Raw genomic sequence first — 19,725 nt, 5'->3', positions numbered from 1 at the left:
CCCAACAACCCCAAGACCACCCACCTGAGGCGCCCCACGCACCGACCCCTCATCCCTCATCCCTCACCCCTCGCCCTCACTCATCCCCACCCCAAGCCCCCTGTTTCCCGAGGCTTCCCGCTGATTTCACCGCTTCCACATCGCTCGACGAGGTCCCTGTGCTCACGAACGCGGAGAATACGAGGTCCAGCGGTTCGCGTTCGGTCGAGTCTGTCGGCTGCGTCGATGCGGGTGACGTGTTTGGATGGTTGTTCGGGCGGGCTCGGGGATGACTCCACGAACGGGGGTTCTATCGGTCTCGGTCTCCGGTGGCGGCCCGCTCCGCCGCGACGTCGTAGGGATTCAGGGGGGGAACGGAACGGTGCGCGTCATCCTGGTCGTGCTCGGTGTGTTCGCGATGTTCGCACTGGCCCTCTGGGTGCTGCTGTGGTGGCCGCTCAGCCCTGTCGAGTGGTGCTTCGTGACCCTCGCCGGCGTGGGGCTGGTGTGGGTCACGGCCGGGCTCATCTGGGAACGCCCCCGAAGACACTGAAGGCCGGCCGGGTTTCTCAGCCGGACACCGAGCCTTCGAGCTCGTTTCCCGGTGTTCGGAGGAGGCGGATGAGTAGAGGTCCAGGTCGATCTCGCCGCTGACGGTGTCGGCCATGAGGTCGAGCAGAGTGCCACGGGTGGAGACATGGAGGAAGGGGCGTGGGCCCCGACCCGATGGGCGTGCACGACGATGCCCGACCGGCCTTCGACACGTGGGTCGCCGGGGGTGAGGGGAACCGATCCTGCTCATCATGGGTATGGGGGTCGGCCTGCGGTGCTGCTCGGACGACCTGGTCCGGGACCTGACCGAACAGGGCTTCGTGGTCACCGGCTAGGACCAACGAGACACGGGTGAATCGACGCACCTGCCTCCGACGAGGGCCTGTACGCCCTTCCGTGCCCTGCCGGGTGGACGAGGCGATGCCTACACGGCCCAGGACATCGCCGACGACGCCATCGCGGTGCTGGACGAACTCGGTTGGGACTCGGCCCACCTGTTCGGCATATCGCTCTGTGGGGCCGGGGCGCAGCGCATCGCCCTGCGCCATCCGGACCGGTTCCGCGCCGCACCGGGACGGTCTTTCGAGGAGGGGGATGCTCGGGAGAGAGCCGAACGTCTCACCGGCGCGGGCACCCGTGACAGACGGGCACAGAGTCGCCAGATCGGAGTCCGGTGGCATGGCCCCGCGATCAGCGCGATCACGGATCCCACACTGGTGCCGCACGGCCTGGACGATCCGCTGACCCGCCCGAGCGCGGCCTGCGCCATCGCCTCCCGTATCCCCGACGCGAGCCCGGGCGCCCTACCGGGCGTCGGCCACGACATCCCCGGACCGGTGAGGCACAGGGTCGCCGCGGAGATACGCGCTCTGGCCGACCACGCGCCGGGTCCGGTCGGGCCACGGTGACGGCTCAGGTCTCCTCTCGGCGAAAGAGGAACAGCCCGTACCCGGCCTCCGCCAGCCATCGGGTCGACGGGCTGAAACCGTGCGCCCCCACCTCGTCGGCCAATCCCCGCTCATCGAACTTCACCGAGTAGCCGACGTTGATGAACCGCCCGCGCGGCAGGTGCAGTGTGACCCCGAGCCCTGGAACGTGCACCGTCCGGTCGGCCCGTGCGAGCAGGCGACCCTCCACCGTGGAGGTCTCCGGGTTGTACCAGGCATCCGGGACGAAGTCGTCGAGCACGAAGTCGGCACCGTAGAGGTGATTGAGTCGGGTGAGGTGGTTGAGTCGGAAGTCGGCGAAGGCCGAGTGCCCGGGCGGATCGTTGTAGCAGCTCTCCAGGACCTCAGGGCCCTTGTCCAGGTCGGCGGAGACCAGCAGGCTCTCCCCCGGCCGCAGACAGCGCGCGATCTCTCCCAGCAGCCCGTCCCGTTCCTCACGTGTGGCGTTGCCGAAACTGCTCCCGAGGAAGATGACGCACAGCGGTTCATCGTCGTGGGAACGTAGCCACTCCAGCCCGGCCTCGTAACGCCCCCACAGTCCCGTGACCGTCAAACCGCCCAGTTCCGAGCACAACGTCGCGGCGCTGGAGCGCAACATGCTCTCGTCCACGTCGATCGGTAGATAGGTGGTCGGGTGCAGGCGTAGGTGATTCTCCAGCAGCAACCGCGTCTTCTTCGCACTGCCACTGCCCATCTCGGCGATCCGCCCGCAGTCGAGTGCCTCGGCGATCTCCGAGGCGTGACGCTCCAAAAGGGCGCGTTCGACCCGGGTCAGGTAGTAGGTGGGCAGATCGGTGATCTGTTCGAAGAGCCGGGAGCCGACCGCGTCGTAGCCGAGCCAGGGAGGCAACCGAGGCGGTGTGCTCCGCAGTTGGTCGCGCACGACGGTGTCCTGCGGCACGATGTCACCGGGATCGGGAAGCCGAACGACGCCGGCCCGCGTCCGCGGTTCGGGGAACGTCATGGCTTCCCGGCCTCTGCTTCGTCATGGAAGCTCGACTCGCCGCGACGCCAATGCCGGAACAGGTGCTCCTCCAGCCGACCGGCCAGGAACAGACTGCTGCGGACCCCGAACACGACATCGGCGGTCAGCTCGGGTTCGGCACGGAGCAGTGGCGTGATCACCTCATGACGGATGAGCTGCTCGTGCACCGCGTCGGCCTCGACGTGCTCGGCGTAGAAGTGGACGGCCGCCGGGCCGCAGCCCAACCTTCGCATGGCCTTGACCAGACGGTCCGAGCCGGGGGACGAGGTGAGTTCGACGGTGGCGAACTGCCCGATCAGCGCGGCGCGCAACCCGCGGTGCAGCCCGCACAACGACATGAAGTTGACCTCGGCCAGCATCTCGGCGGGAGCGGAGTCGACGTAGGCGCCGTAGACGTCGGACAGACCGAGTTCGGCCATCATGTCGGCGAAGAGCTTCGAGTGCGTCCGCTCGGGGTCGCCCGCACCGTACTCGTCGTGCTGCACCGTCACCAGGGCGGCCTTCGGTGGGCCGTCCAGGCGCGGGATGACGAAGGTCTGCGGGTCGGCTTCCTTCAGGTGGTAGAGCGAACGGTGCGCGACGTACTCTCGCAGTTGCCACAGTTCCCCGTGGCGGCGCAGGTGGTGGGAGACACCGAACGTGTCAAGGTTCTCGACGAGGAGCGCGTCGAGTTCGGCGTCGATGTCCGTGCCGGCGGGCACATCGTGCCTGAGCGCGTCGAGGAAGACCCTCTCCGACTCGGCTCGGATCCCCAGCAACGTCGGATCCCATTCACGGTCGTCGGCGACTCCGTGGAACCCGCGGTAGTGAAGCTCGTAGCAGCAGTAGAGCGCCAGTTGGAGGTCGTCTCCATAGGGTGGGGAGCCGTCCACGGAGGGAACCGCGGGCCGGTTTCCGCGAAGAGCCGACAGAACCCCCTCGGAGATCGGTCCGCGAGGGGCCGGAAGTACCGGCGCCTTCGACGTCGTCATGGTCATGGGACGTTCTCCTCCCCCTCTTCGTCGCGTACACGTCGACGGTGGCTGGTGTCGCAGAACGGTCGGCGACCACTGCGGCCGCACGCGCACAGCGCGGTGACCGCCCGGTCGCTGAGCACGCGTGTTCCGTCCGGCATCTCCACGTCGACCGGGCCGTAGACCAGGATCGGGCCTTCGTCGGTGACGATGACACGGCGGTGGGACTCAACCACGGCAGGCCTCGATGACCACGAGTTCCTCCTCGTTCTGGTCCGGATCGAGCAGCCCGAGGGCGCGCAGTCGTGGCGCGCGCGTCCGTAGCACCGGTCCGAACGGGACGTGGGCTCGGGCCAGGACCTCCGTCACGAGTCCGGCCTCCGTGAGCCGGTCCACGGTGGCCTGTTCGTCGGCCAGGGTGGACTGCACGAGCAGCAACGCGCCGTCCTCGCTGAGCACCGAGGACACTCCCGAACAGATGCGGTTCAGCAGGGCCCGACCGTCCGGTCCCGCGTCCCAGCACCTCGCGGACCGGTGCCGGGAGGGTGGTGGGCCGGGCCCGGGCACGTAGGGCGGGTTGGCGAGCACGAGGTCGAAACGTCGCGCGGCCACGGGAGCGAACAGGTCACCGCGACGAACCGTCGCCGAGATCCCGTGGATGCGGCTGTTGAGCCAGCTCGCCACGACCGAGCTCAGCGACAGGTCGATCGCGGTGAGGCTGGTCGCCCCGGCACGGAAGGCCTCGATGCCGAGGGCTCCGGTGCCCGAACCGACATCGAGGACCGACCGGCCGGACAGTCGACCGTGACGGCGCAGTACGCGACGCAGTAGGGAGGTGTCCTCTTGTGCCCGGTAGACACCGGGAGGTCTCACCAGCAGCATGGCTGTACCACTACCCGACCCGGGTGCCGGACAATCTGCCGGTTTCGGGCACCCCGTCGGGTTCGATCGCCGGTCAGGCTCGGTCGACCAGGATCCCTCCGTCGGCGTCGCGTTGTCCGGCCGAACCACCGCCGTAGCCGGACTCGACCCGGGAACGTTCGGAGTCGTCGGGTTCGGCACTCGTACAGTCCACGCCGGCGCTGGAGCCCGACATCAGGGAGGAGCAGGGGCCGAGCTTGGCGTCGGGCAGGCCCAGACTGTGGCCGAGTTCGTTCGCGGCGATGCGCACGGCGTCGTAGCCTTCGGCGGTGCCCTGGCGGCCCATCCATACGGTGACCTGCCCGCCCGGGCGCACCGGGCCCAGGTGGGCACGGGGCCAGTCGTCGTCGGCGATGATCAGGATCTCCGCGTGCTGTCCGTCGGGCACCGGTTCCAGGCGCACGTTGTCGACGGCGGAGTTCCACACGTCCACGGCCGAGGACACCGCGGAGGTGTATTCCGCGGCCTGGCCGTCGTCGTAGTACAGGACGGTCTCGTTCGCGGCCACGGCCGGTGTGGCGCCCAGCAGCATCAGTGCCAGTGAGCTCAGTGCGATCAGCGGGGATGTGAGGATGCGTCTCAGCACGGGGGTCTCCCGGGGGGTGAGGGTGCCGACATTGACGGTGACCCGGTGGGGTCGGGGCGATGCTATGCGTAGTGAAGTATCGCCACAAGGGGTGCGGAGCCGCCGATATCCGCAGTTATCGTTCGACCATGACCGAACCGTCCTTCCCTCCGATGCTGGAGGACCTGCGTGCGACCGGTGGCGTCCCGGACATGGACTACGAGATCCACGAGGAATTCGAGCATCCGGACGAGACCGCGTGGTGGTACCGGCTGTGGACCGGGAACCAGGAGGTCGACGGGGGCGGGTTCCGCTTCTTCGGCAGGGAGGGCACGGGTGCCACACGGGCCTGTGGCCGGTGCGGGAGGGGCGTTCACTGGTCGAACGGCCCTGCGCACCCGACCCCGGCGTCACCGAGGTCGCCCGCCGTCACGCCCCGGACGGCCGGCGCACCCCGGCGGAGATCCTCGACCGGGCGGCGGAGGAGTTCCCGCACTTGCAGGAGTACATCGACGCCCAGTGCGTGTGAACACCCGTCGGATTTGAAGTCGCGACCCGGCCCGGCCCCCGACGCGGAACCGGCCGCCCCCGCGTGCTGACGCCACCGCGCGAGCGAACGTCCCTTTCAGTCCCGGATCCGGGTGTTCCCCCATGCGGGCGCTTCGAATTCGTCGAAGTCGACGGCGGTTGCGGGGTGAACTCCTGTGGGACGGGGGAGACGACGCTTCCCGTCTCCAAGGCGACCCAGACCGTTCCATCGGCGGCGACCGTTATTTCGTATGGTTCGCTGGAGGGGTGGGGCACCCCGGTCCAGGCGGTGACCACGTTCACCATCTCGTCGAACCCTTCCCGCTCCTGTTGTGCGTACGCGTTCCAGTCGGCCGGAAACCGCGGGACGGCCACGGCGACGATGATCGCGACCGACCACCGGAACCCGTGTCCCCGATGCCACGCGATCGCGATCGGCACGGCGAGGCCGGTGAAGGCGATAGTCGGGCGCCCGGTTCCCGGGTCGCCTTGTCCCGGTGGGCCGAACGTCTCGCCGACGCGGGTGCCCGCGGCACCCGAGCACGGAGTAGGTGTGGTGGGGGTGAGCCGCGTGCGGACCGGCCCAAAGGTTGCTTCGGCTCGGTGTCGTCTTTCTTACCTGCTCAAAGGGGTTGCAACCCTGGTCAAAGCGCTTGGTCATCGCATACGTTGCACGAGTGAAATTTATTGAACTGATACCAAAGAGTGTGTTTACCGCAACGACCGGCCTGGTTCTGGCCGGCGGGATCCTCATCGGGGGGCCGAGCATCGCCGCCGCCGATGACAACAAGGACTCCGACAACCCCGACAAGGGGTGCGTGGCGCTGAGCTCCGATGACAGCGGCGAGGAGTACACCGAGGACGACAAGGCGGCCGCCGAGACCCTCAACGACAAGTTGAACGACGACATGGCCGGCAACATGGACGGACACCGTGCCTCCTGTGCCCGCGCGGTCGTCGAGACCGCGAAGGAGCGTGGACTCGACGAGCAGGCGGCCGCCATCGCGATGTCGACGGTGATCGTCGAAACCCACCTGGACAACCTGACCGGCGGCGACCGTGACAGCGTCGGCCTCTACCAGCAGCGTGACCACTACGGTTCCTCGGACGACCGACTCGACCCGACCACGGCCACCGGCGCCTTCTTCGACGAGCTGGAGGCCGTCTACCCGGACAACAGCTGGGAGGAGGCACCGCTCGGTGACGTCGCCCAGGACGTCCAGCGCTCGGCCTACCCGGACCGTTACGGCCACCAGGTCGAGGACGCCAAGATCATCGTGGACCACTTCTGGTGATGGACCATCCTGGAAGTGATGCCGTCTCGTTCTCGGCGTCGTCCCACGACCGGGTCACAACGGATCTCCCGGTGAACGCACCGACACCGAGTCCTTCCGCCACCCCGCCGCGGGCGTGAGCGGAAGGACTCGGCCGACCGACTGGGTCGGATACGTCCCGAGAAGTCCCCAACACACCCCTACGGGTTCTGGAAGCCGCTCCCACCTGGGCTAACGCAGGTGATTGACTTCTTCCGGTGCGGGCCGACCGAGCGCGACCAACAGCGCGCATCGGGCCGGCGCACCTCATCACGAACCCGTAAGGAGACCCATGTCCCTCGTGCGCGCCTACACGGCGACCTCGCCGAACGCGCCACTGACGCCGGGCACCATCGAGCGCCGTGAGCTCGGGCCCGAAGACCTTCTCATCGACATCGCCTACACCGGTGTCTGCCACACCGACATCCACGTGGCCCGAGGCGACTGGGGCCAGGTCCCCTACCCGCTGACCGTCGGGCACGAGATCGTCGGCACCGTCGCCGCCGTCGGACCCGAAGTCACGCGATACCGGGTCGGCGATCGGGTCGGCGTGGGCTGCATGGTCGACTCCTGCCGGGAGTGCGCCGAGTGCCGGTCCGGCGAAGAACAGTACTGCCTGCGCGGATGCACCGACACCTACGGCGGTCTCGACCGCGACGGCTCGATGACCCAGGGCGGCTATTCGGAGCGCATCGTGGTCCACGAGCACTTCGTGCTGCGCGTCCCCGACTCCATCCCGCTGGAGAAGGCCGCACCGCTGCTGTGCGCGGGGATCACCACCTACTCACCACTGCGCAAGTGGAACGCGGGCCCCGGTACGAAGGTCGCCGTGGTGGGCCTGGGCGGTCTGGGGCACATGGCGGTCAAGTTCGCCCACGCTCTCGGAGCGGAGGTGACGGTGCTCTCCCAGAACCTGAAGAAGTGGGAGGACGGCCTGAGGTTCGGCGCCGACCACTACCACACCACCGACGACCCGGCCGTCTTCGAACTGTTGGCCGGCACCTTCGACCTCGTCATCAACACGGTCAGCGCCTCCGTCGACCTGAACGCCCACCTGAACCTGCTGGCGGTGGACGGCACACTCGTGAACGTGGGCGCCCCGCCCGAGCCGGCACCGGTGAACGTGTTCGGTCTCATCCTCAACCGGCGTTCCCTCTCCGGGTCCAAGATCGGCGGGATCGCCCAGACCCAGGAGATGCTGGACTTTTGCGCCGAACACGGCATCGCCCCACAGATCGAGGTCATCTCCGCAGACCAGGTCAACGAGGCCTGGGAGCGCGTCCTGGCCTCGGACGCGCGGTACCGGTTCGTCATCGACATGGCCACCCTGAGCCGGCACTGATCGCACGACCACAGGCGGCGGCGGACAGCGTCGCCGCCTCACCTGGGTTTCGAACCCTTCCTCGGCGAACCGATCAGCACGTCCATCCCCAGGTGCTCAAGTCGATGTGGTCGTCAGCCCGGCGGAATGTTGTGCGTGAGCCGGAACATGTTCCGGCTGTCGACATCCGACTTCACCGACACCAGGCGTTCGTACACTTCGGGGGAGTACACGCGCCGAACGTCGGCCGGCCCCGCCTCATCGCCGGACAGGAAGTTGACGTAGGCGCCGCCGGTGCTCCACGGTTCCATGGCCTCGACGAGCATGGCGGCGTAGGCGCGTACCCTCTCGACCTGCCCGGGTGGCGCGAGCCCGATGGTGAAGAACGTGAAGGCCGCGTCGCGATGTCCCACGGCACTCGGTACCTCGGGCTCCCGAGCCAGGGCACCGCCGAGCCGGCGCACCTCCACCAGGGACATCGGTGAATCCGACCCGGCCCCGGCCAGGCCGATCATCGTCTCGATGGCCGCGTCCGGCAACCCGCCCAGGAGACTCGTTCGCTCATAGGCCGGGATCGGCCCCTCCGGGTCGCTGTGGATGAGATCCCAGTCGGTGAACGGCATCTCCTCGACGGTGTCCAGTAGGGCGGGGGCGACGGCCCGGAGCGGAGCCACCAGCCCGGCACCCTCCGTCGCCTCTCCCACGAACGACACCCGCACGCTCACCACGAGCCGACCACGCACCGGGTCCGGCAGCGGCGCGTCCGGTGGGACCCGCAGGAACGCCGCCGAGGTCGTCACGCTCTCCGGTACCTCCGCCGCCCAGTCACGCCAGGCCGGCAGCACCTCGGTCGCCGCCTCGGCGGGATACAGGATCGCGCCGGCGTAGAGGGTTCGGACGTCGAAGAGCCCGAAATCGAGCGAGGTGACGATCCCGAAGTTGCCCTTCCCGCCCCGGGCGGCCCAGAACAGGTCCTGCTCGTGCTCCGGCGTCGCCACCCGCAACTCGCCGTCGGCGGTCACGATTTCGAGCCGCGACACGTGATCCGCGGCGTAACCGTGCAACCGGCCGAACGTGGGACTCAGCCCGCCACCGAGCGTATAGCCGACGGCACCGACGCTCACCGACGAGCCGACGAGTCCCGCCAGACCGTGGGGAGCGGTGGCCTCCGCGATGGGACCCCACCGGGCTCCCGGACCGACCCGCACCGACGAGGACCGCTGGTCCACCCGAATCCGATCCATCGCCGCGGTCGAGACGAGGACGCCGCCGTCGAAGGACACCGACGCCTGGTGCCCGGTCGCCATCACGCACACCGGTAGGTCATGGCGCCCCGCGTACCGCACGGCCCTTTGCACGTCCCGTGCATCGCGGGCGAGGATCACCGCCTCCGGCCGACGCGTCACCGTGGTGTTGAAGCCGGCCACCGCCTCCTCGTAGCCCTCATCCCCTGGGCGCAGCCAGTTGTCCGGGCGGCCGGTGCCGTACGCGGGGGTGCCGGCGACGCCCAGGGCACCGGCGGCACCCAGCACCCCGCCGGCCCGCAACAGGGTTCGACGATCGATGTCCCTGCGCCTCGGGGGCTGATCTCCGCGAACGATCGGTTCCGTCATGCGTGCACCTTCGCACTGTCGCGGGGCGTCGGTGGCCCCTTCCCGCCGACTCATCGCCGAACCCGGTCACGGGCACCATGCTCGGGTGGCATGCCGCATCGATCCGGTACGGCGACGCGCAACTCCCCGGGGGGACGACCGCCGGCTCGACCTTGGCCATCACACGAGTATCACGACGGGCCGCGACGTTGATCGGTCGACCCGCCGGCCGGAGCGGGATCACCGTTTCCACGTTGGGCGGTACGGCCTCCCAAGAAGGGCGTAGGGGATCAATGGGGCGTGGCCGACCCCGGCGAAGAAGCGACGGACGAAAGCAGGCACGAGTTCCGGGACCGGAAGGGACCCCGCTCATGGGGGAGACCCCGACCGCGCATCACCAGGTCCGCCGCCTGAGCGGTGGGCGGAGCCACACGCGACCGGCCGTCGTACGACGGGTACGCGAACTCGGGCCGGGCGTCCCACCCCTGCTGTTCACGGCGCGGCATCGGTGAACGGCCTCATGCGCGTACGTGCTACTCGGACCGCTGATGCGCCTTCCACTCCCGATGGAGTTCATACCGACGCTCGTATTCCCTCTTCATGCGTTGCCGCGGATCGGTTTCGGGGGTCAGAGCCGGCGGGCCCATGACGTGCAGGAGCGCGTAGTTGATACGGAACCCCGTCCTGTACAGCAACGAGAACGAGTCTTTTCCACGCGGCTTGTCCATGGCCGTCCATCTCATTTTTCGCCGGGATCGCGGATGAACGCCGCGAGAGTGTGATCGAGCAGAGAATCCATCGCCGTGAAATCCGCGGCCTTCCCCCTCGGCAGCGTACCGGCCCGGTTCTCGCCGTCCCGGCCGGCCCGTCTCTTCGCCCTCCTTCTTCGCCGGGGCCGCTGGTCGGATGCTCATCGGCTCGCTTGACGACCGGTGATCGTCATGACCGGCCGGTCCGACGACGCGGAGCAGCGGCTTCGGCCGGGAGGGCGACTCGGTTCCCGGGAGCACACCGGGAGCCCAGCATGGGCCCCGCCCCCGGGTGAGGATACGGATCCACCCGCCCTGGCCGGGAAGGCCATGGCCGGCCGAACGAAGGTGGCCACCGTGCCGGGACCAAAACCTGGGTGAGGCACGAACCCACACCAAGGCGCCGCGTCCCTGCGGCGGGAGACAACACCCTGCAAGACCGCCCTCACGCCTTTGCCACAGCCCCCTGTGCCGTGACCTGATCAGTACGGCAGGAGAGCCTCGCCGGGATCACTTCGTTCAGTCGAAAACGGCGAGGTGATCGGACGTCCCGCCGCGCCACTCTATGAGGAAGAGGGTCGAGTCATCACTGGTGACTCCGCCTCGTGCCTCCTTCAAGGTGTGGGAGAGCTTTCTGGCGACGGCACGTGTTGTGGCGTAATCGCGAAGGACGCGGTCGGCCGACTCGATGAGTCGGTGTTCACCGAACAGCTCACCGTTGACCTGACGCTCCTCGATCAAACCGTCGGTGAAACACAACAGCCTGTCCCCGGGGAGCAACGTCCGCTCGCTGATGTGCGGCCGCTCACCACCGAAACCGACCGGCAGCGTGGTCGGGCTTTCCAGCGGTTCCAACACGGCACGGTCACGGATCAACAGTGGCGTCGGATGACCGGCGTTGACCCACTGCAGGTGACCCGTGGAGATGTTCAAGGACATCATCTGCGCGGTGACGAAGTGGTCGGGATCGAACTGTTCGGCGATGGCCTTGTCCATGAACGTGTATATCTCGGACAGTTCGATTTCGGCACGACGAGCGTGGCGGTAGGCACCGATGGCCACCGCCGCCATGGTCGCGGCATCCAGGCCGTGGCCCATCGCATCGATCATGCCGACGTGCAGGATGTTGTCGTTGAGGGCGTAGTCGAAACCGTCTCCCGCCACCTCGTAGGCGGGTTCCAGAACCCCGGCCACCTCGACCTGCGGGACGACCATCGACAACGGAGGAAGCAACGACCACTGGATCTCGGCGGCCACGCTCATCTCGGCACGGCGGCGGGTCAGGAAGAATTGGTCGGTGTAGGCGTCCTTGGTGACGACCATGACGCCGACCTGATCGCTTCCGTCCAGCAGCGGAAGATACATCCGGGTGCCGCCGTCCTGGGGGTCTCCACCGTTCTGGCGAGCAAGAACGCCTCTCCCGCAGGGGTGTCGTCGATCGGTTCGGGGTCACCGACGACCAGCCGCTCACCCGGTAGCGGTACAAGCAGGAGTTGCTCGTAATCCTGTAGGAGAATCGAGAGGTCACGGCCTCCGATCCGGGTCACCTCCTCCGCGATCAGCGGAGCGATCATCTGCGGTGGCATCTCGTGGGCACGGTCCAGCAGCACCCCCGGTAGCCGTTCGCCGAACCCCTCCGACCGGTCCACTCGCACCCAGTGCGGCTCGCGTTCACCCTCTGCCATCACAACCATCCCCCAAGGTCGTCGTCGACGGTGGCGTCCACCCACAGGAACCGGTACGGACCGACTTCATCTGCCCCCGCCCACTGAGATACCCAAGCCCCTTGCCGCCGGTGACGAGGGGTCCGCCCCGATGGGTGAACACCTGGTGATGAGGAAGGAAGCTCCGAACAGGCCCTTCTTTGCTCGCAGGCGAGCGGTCGGCGGCGCCGGCCTTCACTGTGGACCTGCCCGGTACCCGTTCACCGCTTCAGGTCCCTTCCACCCAACGTCTCGCGTTCGGGGCCGGGGTTGAACGCCTCCTCGGCGGCATTGTTCGCTGAGGGGCCCGGATCACCATGCAGGCCCAGACCCGCCTTCTCTCGCGCCGACTGAATCGGTTGCATAGGCCTAGGTCAGGGCCGGTCCGGTGATTCAGGGTGGTCGCAGGGCACCGGCGGGCGGATACGGGGGGTTACGCGGACCCGCAGGGTCACGGTTGGGCAAAGTGCTCCGCGAGGCTTCGGTCCACCCGGATCGATCTTGTACCGGGGAGTACACCAGGAGCCCCACGGGGACTCCGGTCCCAGGTGAGGATGCGGGTTCACCTGCCCTGGTCCGGGGTTTTCTCGTGGCCAGGTCGGATCGAACATCGGATCAAAGGTCCCTTGGCCGGGTTCTTCTCTGCCGGATATTCAATTCCTGTGTTGGTCGCCCGGAATCTGTCTGCGGGGTATGTCGCGTTACCTCACCGAACGAACCTGACATTGCTCCATCGGCAGAGTATGCCGCAAAAGTTACTTGTGGCGGACGGATCGACCGGCTATGGGGAGGAGGGCGGACACTGCGAAGAGAACTCCGCCTACGACCGCGACGTTCTGGTTGCCAACCGTGGCGCCAATGGCCACCGCCGTCATCTGAGCAATCGGAATCCCGATATATGCTCCCAGGTCGTCGTAGGCCGCCACACGAGAGAGCATCACATTGGGTACTTGAGTTTGCAGCGCCGTGTCCCACACGATTCCAAAGTAGGCGGCAGCCAGCCCTCCAATGAAGGCGGAGATGGCCAGAAGAAGTAAATTTTGTGTGATTCCGAGCGCAAGCAGAGGGAGGCCCGCCAAGCTCATGACAGTCAGTGCTGAGACGACTCTTCGCTGGCTGGAGAAGCGGATGAGATATACGCTTGCTATTATCAGGCCGAAGGCTTTAGCGCTGAGGACTGCTCCCCACCCTGATGCTCCGATCGATTCAGAAGCAAGGATGGGGCCGAGTGTTTGCCAAATGCCGGTTTGTAAAACATTCATTAATAGGAACGCGGTCGTGACCGTCCAGATCCACGTAGTGCTCGAAAAGTACGACCAGCCCTCTCTCAGTTCGTGTAGGAGTGACGACCGTTCTTTGGTGGGTTGTGGTGGGCCAAGGTTGAGCCGCCCCATCATCCATGCGGCGAGCAGGAAGGCCAATCCGTCGATCGCCAGGGCCAGGCTGCCACTCGAGGCTGCGACCAATAGTCCCGCTACAATGGGCCCTCCGATCTGTGCCCCATTTCGGGCGGTCTTCAGAAGCGAATTGGCTCGCGTCAGTTGGTCCGACGGTACTATCTCAGGAAGAATGCCGCGAAGTGCGGGAGTTGTGAAGGCTCCTGCGGCACCATTAAGCGCGGCCGCGGGTAATGCTGCGTAGATCGAAACGGAACTGATCAGTAAACCGGCTACACATATCTGCGTCAGGCCGGTTGTTGCGTTGGACCACCGCAGAACCTTGCTACGGTCGAGCCGATCAGCTACTGCTCCTCCAACGAGCGTCAGGAGGATCAGCGGGATCATCTGTGCCGCTAGGACATATCCCAGAGCCTGCTGTCCGCCATCTTTCTGTAGCACACCGAAGGCCAGTGCTACCGGCGTCATTGATCGGCCCGCTAGCGATACGAGGCAGCCGGTAAAAAAGATTCGAAAGTATCGATTGCGAAGAAGCCCCTCACTGTTCATTGGAATCGTGCCGTTCCATCTCAAGGGGGAGAATTTGTTTCACTCTATTTCATTTCTCGCGATGGTTGCATCAAAGAGGTCTGAGGTGGTCAAGTCGGGTGCAACTAGCGTGGCGTCACTCTGGAGCCTCAGGCCGGTTGCCGGTAATTTGGTCTCCTGTGGTTGTTCGAAGTCTACGTAGAAGCGTGTGCCGAGTCCTTCCATTCACCATGAGTTTGTGAAGGTAAATTCGGCGCCCAGGCCGGTGGTCAGAGAAATAGACGATCTACCCGTTTTTCTCAGACTCGCTGCTGGATCCCACCGTGAAAAGCTCGTTCTGTTCAACTCCCTTCGGAGTGCTAGATGCAAACTCACCCAGTACCTCTTTTGGGTCTTTGTGCTGATTGCTTCGGATTGACTCAGAATGAACGGTTGCTGGAAGGGTTTCGTTTTCTTTCACCGCTGACGCAGGCGGAGGGGAGAAAATGAATAAGAGGACAAGTAATAGGGTTAGGCGGGGGATGTGAATTTGTTGTCCAGAAAGGTTCGATCTTCACTCGAGGAAAAGTGCATGTGGCACCTTATTTGGGGGATGCGGGTCGAAATCACCGTATGGCCTCGGTGTACCACTGTAAAGCGTCGTGAGTTTAGGAAACTCGATGACTTTCAGGGCGCTGCTGTGGAGATGCTGCCAACATCAGTTCGTTCGGTTACGTGGTCACCAGGCTGCGGTCTGTCGTTAGTGGGGTCGTCGGGTTATGCGTAGGCAAAGTACTCCGAGAGGGGGACCCGCACCTGCACCCACCTTGTCCTGTGGAGCACAGCAGGAGGACCCATCGGTCCGAAACGCCGCGAGGTCCTCTTCCCGGTCAGCAGCTGGGAAAAGCGGATGAAATCCGCCGCATATCGTGCCACGCTGGGTCCTCCCTGGCAAAAGGAGGCTCCATAGATGTGTGTGTTCTGTCTGATTCGCGACGGTGATGCCGCACACAGCCTCGTCCACTCCGACGACCTGGTGTTGGCGTTCATGGACCTGTACCCGGTCACACCAGGGCACGTGCTGGTGGTTCCGCGCGAGCATCTGGTGGGCTTGGGCGAGATCGGTGACGAGCTGGGCGGACGGCTGTGGAGCGTGGCCCGCCGAGTGGGCGAGGCCCTGCGTCGCAACGCCCTGAACACAGGGGGCAGGGACACAGGTTCCGGCGGGCCGATGCGCTGCGAGGGCGTCAACCTGTTCCTGGCCGACGGTGAGGCGGCCGGCCAGGAGGTCTTCCACGCGCACCTGCACGTCTTTCCACGCTATGAGGGTGATACTTTTTCGGTTCACGCCCTGTGGCAGGAGGCCGAACGCACCGAACTCGACGGCCACGCGGCCAGGCTGCGAGCCCTGCTGCCCTGATCATGGGGATGACTGATTCCTACGGGAAGTGGGAGTTCGAGTCCGAGGCCGGACCCGACAGTTACGTACATTCCGCTGATCCTCCCTGACATGCGTCCTGCTCATATGCGCCTGCGCCGCAATCTCCGGCGCCAGAAGCACCGACGAACTCGCAGAATGGGGCCGACGTGCCCACACCAGGAGCCCCACAGAGTTACGAGTTGGTGCGTGATAGCGGGTGAGGTTTCACTGCAGAGCCGTGGCATGCTCTGGTCGTGACGATCAAGGTCAATCGTGCGGTCCTGGCCCACCCCTGGCTCACCGGCATCTCTCAGCATCACCTGGCCGCCCTCATCGAGGAACTGGCCCACCCCTGGGAAACGGCAGTCGAGGACCACCGGCACCGGGCCCGAGGCGCAGAGCGGAAACGGGCTGCCGGAGCCGGTGCCCGGCACCGCCTGGTCTTCGTCGACCGCCTGGTGGTCACCCTGATCCATCTACGCCATGACCTGCCGCACACGGTCCTGGGGCTGCTGTTCGGGGTGGATCGTTCCACTCCTCACCCGTGCTGTTGGTCAGATCCGGACCCTGTTGGCCGAGCGCCGGTACGCGGTCCCGAACCGTCCGGGGGCGCGTCTTCGCACTGTGAAGGATGTGTTCGCCTACGCCCAGGCCGAAGGTGTCCAGCTGCGGTTGGACGCCACCGAGGTCCAGGTCAGGCGGCCCCGCGCGGGCCGAGGCGGCCGGCGGGCGTTCGTGGTGGGCAAGAAGAAGCAGAACACGATGAAGGCCACCGTCGTGGCCGACCACCGGGGGCGCACGTTGTGGGCCGACGCGATGCGCCCCGGGCGGATGCACGACGCCACCGCGGTGCGCATGGAGGGCATCGACGCCTGCTTCCGGCATTTTCCGCTGGTGGAGATGCTGCTCGATGAGGGATACCTCGGTCTGCGGCGTGATCACCCGGGCAAGGCCCTCACCCCGCCGCGCAAACCGAACAAGAGTGCTCTGCCCGAGTTCCACGAACGGTGGAAACTCCACCGACACGCGCATTCCTCAGACCGCATCACCGTCGAGAACGCCTTGGCCGACCACAAACGTTGGAAGCAGTTGATGCGCTGGACCCACCGGCGGGAGAACCTTCCAGCCACCTATCGGGCTATCGCCGAACGGGTCTGCGACCGCACCGCGACCAGTCCAGCTCACCCCGGGCACCGAGTTCGTCCAAGACCAGGCGGTGCAGCTTCGCCCACACTCGGGCCCCACTCCACTCGGTGAAACGCCGGTGCGCGGTGGGCCCGGAGGGGCCGAACACCGGTGGGAGCTGCACCCAGGTACAGCCGGTCGTGGCGACGAAGATGATCGCGGCCAACACTTCACGGTCTCCGTGTCTGCGCCGCCCACCACCTTGAGGCCGGGTGGGCGCCTCGGGCACCACCCGTTGGAACAGCTCCCACAATCGGTCCGGCACCAACCGCTCAACCATCGACACTGGGCCAGGCTATCGAGGATCCAAATGAGATGAGCTCTTGCTCGCCCTGGCCTGGGATTTTCTCGTGGCTGGGGTGCATTGACCATCGGTCAAAGGTCTGATGGGAGAGTGCTGAGTGGCTCGGTGGCTCCGTAGATGGAGGGGAATGCTTCGCGGATACGGTGCACGGTGTTCTCCACAGCTTCGTTGTCGTTATCGATACGCAGATAGCGGTAGTCAGAGGAGTCGGCGGCATGGTCCAGGGAGGTGTCCTCCGGGCAGGCGAGGTCGACTCGGTCGCGCCACTGGGGGGAGCTGGTTTTGTGACGGAAAATACGACGTTGGTCGCGCACGGGTTTGGCGGCGCATAGCTGGATGACGGTGATCTCGATGTTGTCGGGGATGAGTGGCCGGAACATGCGGTAGTCGTCGTGGGTGTCGATGAAGCTCGCGGCGAGGACGTTGTGGTGTTCGAAGGCCCAGAAGTTCTCGGCCAAGGCGGCGACGTTGCGCCGGAGCATCTCGTTGAAGGTGTCGTCCATGACGCAGGGGTTGATCTGGCCGAGGTCCTCAGCGTCGATCTGCGCGCCTTGGGGTGTGTGGCGAAGGAGCGCTCGGACCAGGGTCGACTTTCCAACACCTTCCTGGCCGGTAATGATGATCAGGCGTTGGTGTGTCATCCAGGTTCCTCGCTGTGGGTAGGTCTGTGAAATGTTGTGATGTCGCTGCCTGGTGGATTGGCTGCCCTTTGGCCGGATGGCGATGACGACCAGCGTGCCTGTGGGGTGGCGTAGGGGACGGTGTGACCGTGCGTTGGGGGAGGTGCGCGGAACGGTGAAGTGCTCGGGAGATAGGCGGGTGACCACTCCTGGTGAAGCCCACATCAGCCACACCTGGCTCTGACAGGCCACCTACTGATTTACGGAGCCCACAGGGGCTCACGACCTCAGACGAGTAGACGGCTCCCGGTTCTGGCCGGGGGCGATCGACCATCGGATCAAAGGTCCGCTGGAACTGGGATCCAGGGCAACCCGCGTGAAGGAAGAACTCCCTTTTAGAATACGAATTCGGTCCGCTGGATCACGGTGTGAGAGAGACGATACCTCCGGATTCCAGTGCGACCCAGACGATTCCATCAGCCGTGACCGTGATCCCGTGCGCTTCGCTTGCAAGCGAGGGCAGGTCGAACAAGTCGACCTCGCCCTCTGTCGTGATGTGTCCGACCCTGTTCGCGCCCCACTCGGTGAACCAGAATCCGCCTTCCGGGTCGGCGGTGATCGCGTGGGGACGCGAGTCGCGCTCCGGGAGGGGAAATTCTCGAACGTGCCCGTCCTGGGTGAGGCAGCCGATCTGGCCCGCATTGATCTCCACGAACCACATTGCCCCATCCGTTCCCTTGGTGATGCCGACGGGACCGGCTCCAGATGTTGGCAGAGAATAGAGTGTGGTTTGTCCATCGGTGGTCAAACGACCGATGGCATTGGCCTGGTTGAGGGTGAGGTAGAGAGTTCTGTCCGGACCCGGTGTGATGAATGAGGGGAACCCTCCACGTGTCGGTAGAGGGAATTCAGTGATCTCTCCGCCTGTGGTGACGCGTGCCACACAGTCGGTGTTCATCTGAGCGCACCACAGAGCCTTGTCAGGCCCGACCGTGATACCGAAGGGCTTGCTATCAGGGGTCGGTAGTGTGAAGGAGTCCGCTCTTCCGTCGGTGGTGATCCGACCGATGCTGTTGTCGTGCAGACGGGTGAACCAGAGCGCTCGGTCGGGTCCCGCAGTGATGATCGAGGGTCCACACGCGGCAGAGTCCAACGAGTACAGGGTCGCTGAACCTTCACGCGTCAGGCGGGCGATCTGGCCCTGGTGGACGAGGGTGGCCCACAGGGATCCGTCGGGGCCGGGAGTGATGCCGTAGGGGCCAGTCTCTTGGGCGGCCAATGGGTACTCACGCACCGAACGTGGCCGGGTGTGGTGTGTCAACGCTGTTCTCCGGTCGCGAGGCGGTTCGAGGGAACCAGGTTGAGGATGACTTGGGCGAGCTCTGCCGGGCGTGCCATCGGCACGTTGTGATGGGTATGCATCTCCATGAGTTCTCTTTCGGGGCGATCCTGGACAACGGCTCGCACCTTGGCTCGGCGCGCGGCATAGAAGCCCTGGTCGGGGAGCATGATGGTCAGCGGACAGGTGAGGTGTTCGTAGGCGTCCACACTGGAGTAGATAACGGTATCCGGTACGGGCGAGCTGATGGCGGTGATCTGTTCTGGTGTGGGACGCCGTAGCCAGGTGTTTTCCCGTTGGGAGAAGGACCTTTTGAGTACATCTCGGATCAGCCCCGGTCGTGCTCCCCGGTTGAGCCAGTCGTCGGGTGCCTCGCGCATGCTCTGTTCGATGGATGCACGGACCTGTTCCGAGCTGGCGGACCAGCGGTAACGGAACTGGGCGCGGACCTTGTCCATCGCCTCGGGTGTGGTCCATTTCCTCTGCTTCGCCACGGCCGTCTCCCTGTTGTTTAGGACGAGTCCGTCGACGACGCACACCGCGCTGGGACGGATTCGGCCACTGGCGGTCATGGCGGTGACCGCGTGGCCGTTCAAGGAGTGGCCGACCAGGATGGGTTCATCCCAGCCAAGGGTTTGTGCGGCGCTGGCGAGGTCTTGCCAGTACTGTTCGGCGTTGCTGGAATCGATCCTTGTTTGGCCGTGACCGCGCAGGTCAACCGCTACCACCCGGCAGTGAGCCATTTTCATCCTGCTTCTTTGAGTTGAAGTACCAGCACGGACCGGGTCATCTCTCCGGCCCGGTGCGGGCAGCATCGCAGCCGGCGCAGGATGTCCCAGTTCTTG

Annotated in this window: 19 protein-coding genes and 2 pseudogenes; 8 read left to right on the top strand and 13 right to left on the bottom strand. The window is 65.8% G+C overall.

Annotated features, from left to right (window positions below):
• Positions 1–361: 361 nt before the first annotated feature.
• Together K8V84_RS23065 and K8V84_RS23060 are read left to right on the top strand one after the other, a co-directional pair.
• Positions 362–532: a hypothetical protein gene (locus K8V84_RS23065; protein ID WP_304078605.1), complete on the top strand. Its 171-nt coding sequence runs from the start codon at positions 362–364 to the stop codon at positions 530–532.
• A gap of 364 nt (positions 533–896) precedes the next feature.
• Positions 897–1,439 (top strand): alpha/beta fold hydrolase, encoded by a 543-nt coding sequence (locus tag K8V84_RS23060; RefSeq protein ID WP_369696659.1) that lies wholly within the window; start codon positions 897–899, stop codon positions 1,437–1,439.
• A gap of 4 nt (positions 1,440–1,443) precedes the next feature.
• Here K8V84_RS23060 and K8V84_RS23055 read toward each other — a convergent pair whose 3' ends face one another.
• The 5 genes from K8V84_RS23055 to K8V84_RS23035 form a co-directional block, all read right to left on the bottom strand.
• Positions 1,444–2,442, bottom strand: coding sequence for an L-histidine N(alpha)-methyltransferase (locus K8V84_RS23055; protein ID WP_304078601.1), 999 nt, complete (start codon positions 2,440–2,442; stop codon positions 1,444–1,446).
• A complete protein-coding gene (locus K8V84_RS23050) occupies positions 2,439–3,440 on the bottom strand; it encodes an iron-containing redox enzyme family protein (protein ID WP_304078599.1) in 1,002 nt (333 codons plus the stop codon). Before K8V84_RS23050 ends, K8V84_RS23055 begins: the two co-directional genes overlap by 4 nt.
• Entirely contained in the window at positions 3,437–3,652 is a 216-nt protein-coding gene (locus tag K8V84_RS23045) for a CDGSH iron-sulfur domain-containing protein (protein ID WP_304078598.1), read from the bottom strand. The genes K8V84_RS23050 and K8V84_RS23045 overlap by 4 nt, the downstream gene beginning before the upstream one ends.
• Entirely contained in the window at positions 3,645–4,298 is a 654-nt protein-coding gene (locus tag K8V84_RS23040; protein ID WP_304078597.1) for a HemK2/MTQ2 family protein methyltransferase, read from the bottom strand. The genes K8V84_RS23045 and K8V84_RS23040 overlap by 8 nt, the downstream gene beginning before the upstream one ends.
• Before the next feature lie 73 nt (positions 4,299–4,371).
• On the bottom strand, positions 4,372–4,923 hold the full coding sequence (locus K8V84_RS23035; protein WP_304078596.1) for a snapalysin family zinc-dependent metalloprotease: 552 nt from the start codon (positions 4,921–4,923) through the stop codon (positions 4,372–4,374).
• Between the two features lie 337 nt (positions 4,924–5,260).
• On the opposite strand from K8V84_RS23035, the gene K8V84_RS25930 reads away from it, so the two are divergent.
• The 3 genes from K8V84_RS25930 (at position 5,261) to K8V84_RS23020 (ending at position 8,085) form a co-directional block, all read left to right on the top strand.
• Positions 5,261–5,431 (top strand): hypothetical protein, encoded by a 171-nt coding sequence (locus tag K8V84_RS25930; RefSeq protein WP_369696658.1) that lies wholly within the window; start codon positions 5,261–5,263, stop codon positions 5,429–5,431.
• Between the two features lie 706 nt (positions 5,432–6,137).
• A complete protein-coding gene (locus K8V84_RS23025; protein WP_304078594.1) occupies positions 6,138–6,725 on the top strand; it encodes a hypothetical protein in 588 nt (195 codons plus the stop codon).
• A 310-nt stretch (positions 6,726–7,035) separates the two neighbouring features.
• Positions 7,036–8,085 (top strand): NAD(P)-dependent alcohol dehydrogenase, encoded by a 1,050-nt coding sequence (locus K8V84_RS23020; RefSeq protein WP_304078592.1) that lies wholly within the window; start codon positions 7,036–7,038, stop codon positions 8,083–8,085.
• 113 nt (positions 8,086–8,198) lie between these two features.
• Here the strand turns inward: K8V84_RS23020 and K8V84_RS23015 are convergent, their stop codons facing one another.
• From K8V84_RS23015 to K8V84_RS23005, 4 genes are all read right to left on the bottom strand, one after another.
• Positions 8,199–9,677: an FAD-binding oxidoreductase gene (locus K8V84_RS23015; protein ID WP_304078591.1), complete on the bottom strand. Its 1,479-nt coding sequence runs from the start codon at positions 9,675–9,677 to the stop codon at positions 8,199–8,201.
• A 512-nt stretch (positions 9,678–10,189) separates the two neighbouring features.
• Positions 10,190–10,384: a hypothetical protein gene (locus K8V84_RS25925; RefSeq protein ID WP_369696657.1), complete on the bottom strand. Its 195-nt coding sequence runs from the start codon at positions 10,382–10,384 to the stop codon at positions 10,190–10,192.
• Positions 10,385–10,924: 540 nt separating this feature from the next.
• On the bottom strand, positions 10,925–11,770 hold the full coding sequence (locus K8V84_RS23010) for a PP2C family protein-serine/threonine phosphatase (RefSeq protein ID WP_304078590.1): 846 nt from the start codon (positions 11,768–11,770) through the stop codon (positions 10,925–10,927).
• Between the two features lie 1,093 nt (positions 11,771–12,863).
• Positions 12,864–14,078: an MFS transporter gene (locus K8V84_RS23005; protein WP_304078589.1), complete on the bottom strand. Its 1,215-nt coding sequence runs from the start codon at positions 14,076–14,078 to the stop codon at positions 12,864–12,866.
• Between the two features lie 904 nt (positions 14,079–14,982).
• Between K8V84_RS23005 and K8V84_RS23000 the strand changes: the two genes are divergently transcribed.
• From K8V84_RS23000 to K8V84_RS22995, 3 genes and pseudogenes are all read left to right on the top strand, one after another.
• The gene (locus tag K8V84_RS23000; RefSeq protein WP_304078588.1) at positions 14,983–15,432 is read left to right on the top strand and encodes an HIT family protein; all 450 of its coding nucleotides are present in this window, start codon (positions 14,983–14,985) and stop codon (positions 15,430–15,432) included.
• Positions 15,433–15,686: 254 nt separating this feature from the next.
• A pseudogene (locus tag K8V84_RS25920) lies at positions 15,687–15,956 on the top strand (hypothetical protein); the annotation flags it as partial.
• Entirely contained in the window at positions 15,916–16,689 is a 774-nt protein-coding gene (locus K8V84_RS22995; RefSeq protein ID WP_304078587.1) for a transposase family protein, read from the top strand. The pseudogene K8V84_RS25920 and the gene K8V84_RS22995, both read left to right, overlap by 41 nt.
• Here K8V84_RS22995 and K8V84_RS22990 read toward each other — a convergent pair.
• The 4 genes and pseudogenes from K8V84_RS22990 to K8V84_RS22975 all read right to left on the bottom strand — a co-directional run.
• Positions 16,595–16,903 (bottom strand): annotated as a pseudogene (locus tag K8V84_RS22990) (transposase); the annotation flags it as partial. The gene K8V84_RS22995 and the pseudogene K8V84_RS22990 overlap by 95 nt on opposite strands.
• An 89-nt stretch (positions 16,904–16,992) precedes the next feature.
• The gene (locus K8V84_RS22985; protein ID WP_304078586.1) at positions 16,993–17,562 is read right to left on the bottom strand and encodes a hypothetical protein; all 570 of its coding nucleotides are present in this window, start codon (positions 17,560–17,562) and stop codon (positions 16,993–16,995) included.
• A 400-nt stretch (positions 17,563–17,962) separates the two neighbouring features.
• Positions 17,963–18,499, bottom strand: coding sequence for a hypothetical protein (locus tag K8V84_RS25915; protein ID WP_369696656.1), 537 nt, complete (start codon positions 18,497–18,499; stop codon positions 17,963–17,965).
• Positions 18,500–18,858: 359 nt separating this feature from the next.
• The gene (locus K8V84_RS22975; protein WP_304078584.1) at positions 18,859–19,629 is read right to left on the bottom strand and encodes an alpha/beta fold hydrolase; all 771 of its coding nucleotides are present in this window, start codon (positions 19,627–19,629) and stop codon (positions 18,859–18,861) included.
• Positions 19,630–19,725 lie beyond the last annotated feature (96 nt).

It is taken from the genome of Nocardiopsis listeri, assembly GCF_020741345.1.
Classification (GTDB): Bacteria; Actinomycetota; Actinomycetes; order Streptosporangiales; family Streptosporangiaceae; genus Nocardiopsis; species Nocardiopsis listeri_A.
This window is presented reverse-complemented; position numbering and strand designations above follow the sequence as displayed.

What these genes read in the sequence shown, in the direction of transcription:
- K8V84_RS23055 (WP_304078601.1), bottom strand. Translation starts at nt 2,442, where the DNA reads ATGACGTTCCCCGAACCGCGGACGCGGGCCGGCGTCGTTCGGCTTCCC.
- K8V84_RS23050 (WP_304078599.1), bottom strand. Translation starts at nt 3,440, where the DNA reads ATGACCATGACGACGTCGAAGGCGCCGGTACTTCCGGCCCCTCGCGGA.
- K8V84_RS23040 (WP_304078597.1), bottom strand. Translation starts at nt 4,298, where the DNA reads ATGCTGCTGGTGAGACCTCCCGGTGTCTACCGGGCACAAGAGGACACC.
- K8V84_RS23020 (WP_304078592.1), top strand. Translation starts at nt 7,036, where the DNA reads ATGTCCCTCGTGCGCGCCTACACGGCGACCTCGCCGAACGCGCCACTG.
- K8V84_RS23015 (WP_304078591.1), bottom strand. Translation starts at nt 9,677, where the DNA reads ATGACGGAACCGATCGTTCGCGGAGATCAGCCCCCGAGGCGCAGGGAC.
- K8V84_RS25925 (WP_369696657.1), bottom strand. Translation starts at nt 10,384, where the DNA reads ATGGACAAGCCGCGTGGAAAAGACTCGTTCTCGTTGCTGTACAGGACG.
- K8V84_RS23010 (WP_304078590.1), bottom strand. Translation starts at nt 11,770, where the DNA reads ATGTATCTTCCGCTGCTGGACGGAAGCGATCAGGTCGGCGTCATGGTC.
- K8V84_RS23000 (WP_304078588.1), top strand. Translation starts at nt 14,983, where the DNA reads ATGTGTGTGTTCTGTCTGATTCGCGACGGTGATGCCGCACACAGCCTC.
- K8V84_RS22995 (WP_304078587.1), top strand. Translation starts at nt 15,916, where the DNA reads ATGACCTGCCGCACACGGTCCTGGGGCTGCTGTTCGGGGTGGATCGTT.
- K8V84_RS22985 (WP_304078586.1), bottom strand. Translation starts at nt 17,562, where the DNA reads ATGACACACCAACGCCTGATCATCATTACCGGCCAGGAAGGTGTTGGA.
- K8V84_RS25915 (WP_369696656.1), bottom strand. Translation starts at nt 18,499, where the DNA reads ATGAACACCGACTGTGTGGCACGCGTCACCACAGGCGGAGAGATCACT.
- K8V84_RS22975 (WP_304078584.1), bottom strand. Translation starts at nt 19,629, where the DNA reads ATGAAAATGGCTCACTGCCGGGTGGTAGCGGTTGACCTGCGCGGTCAC.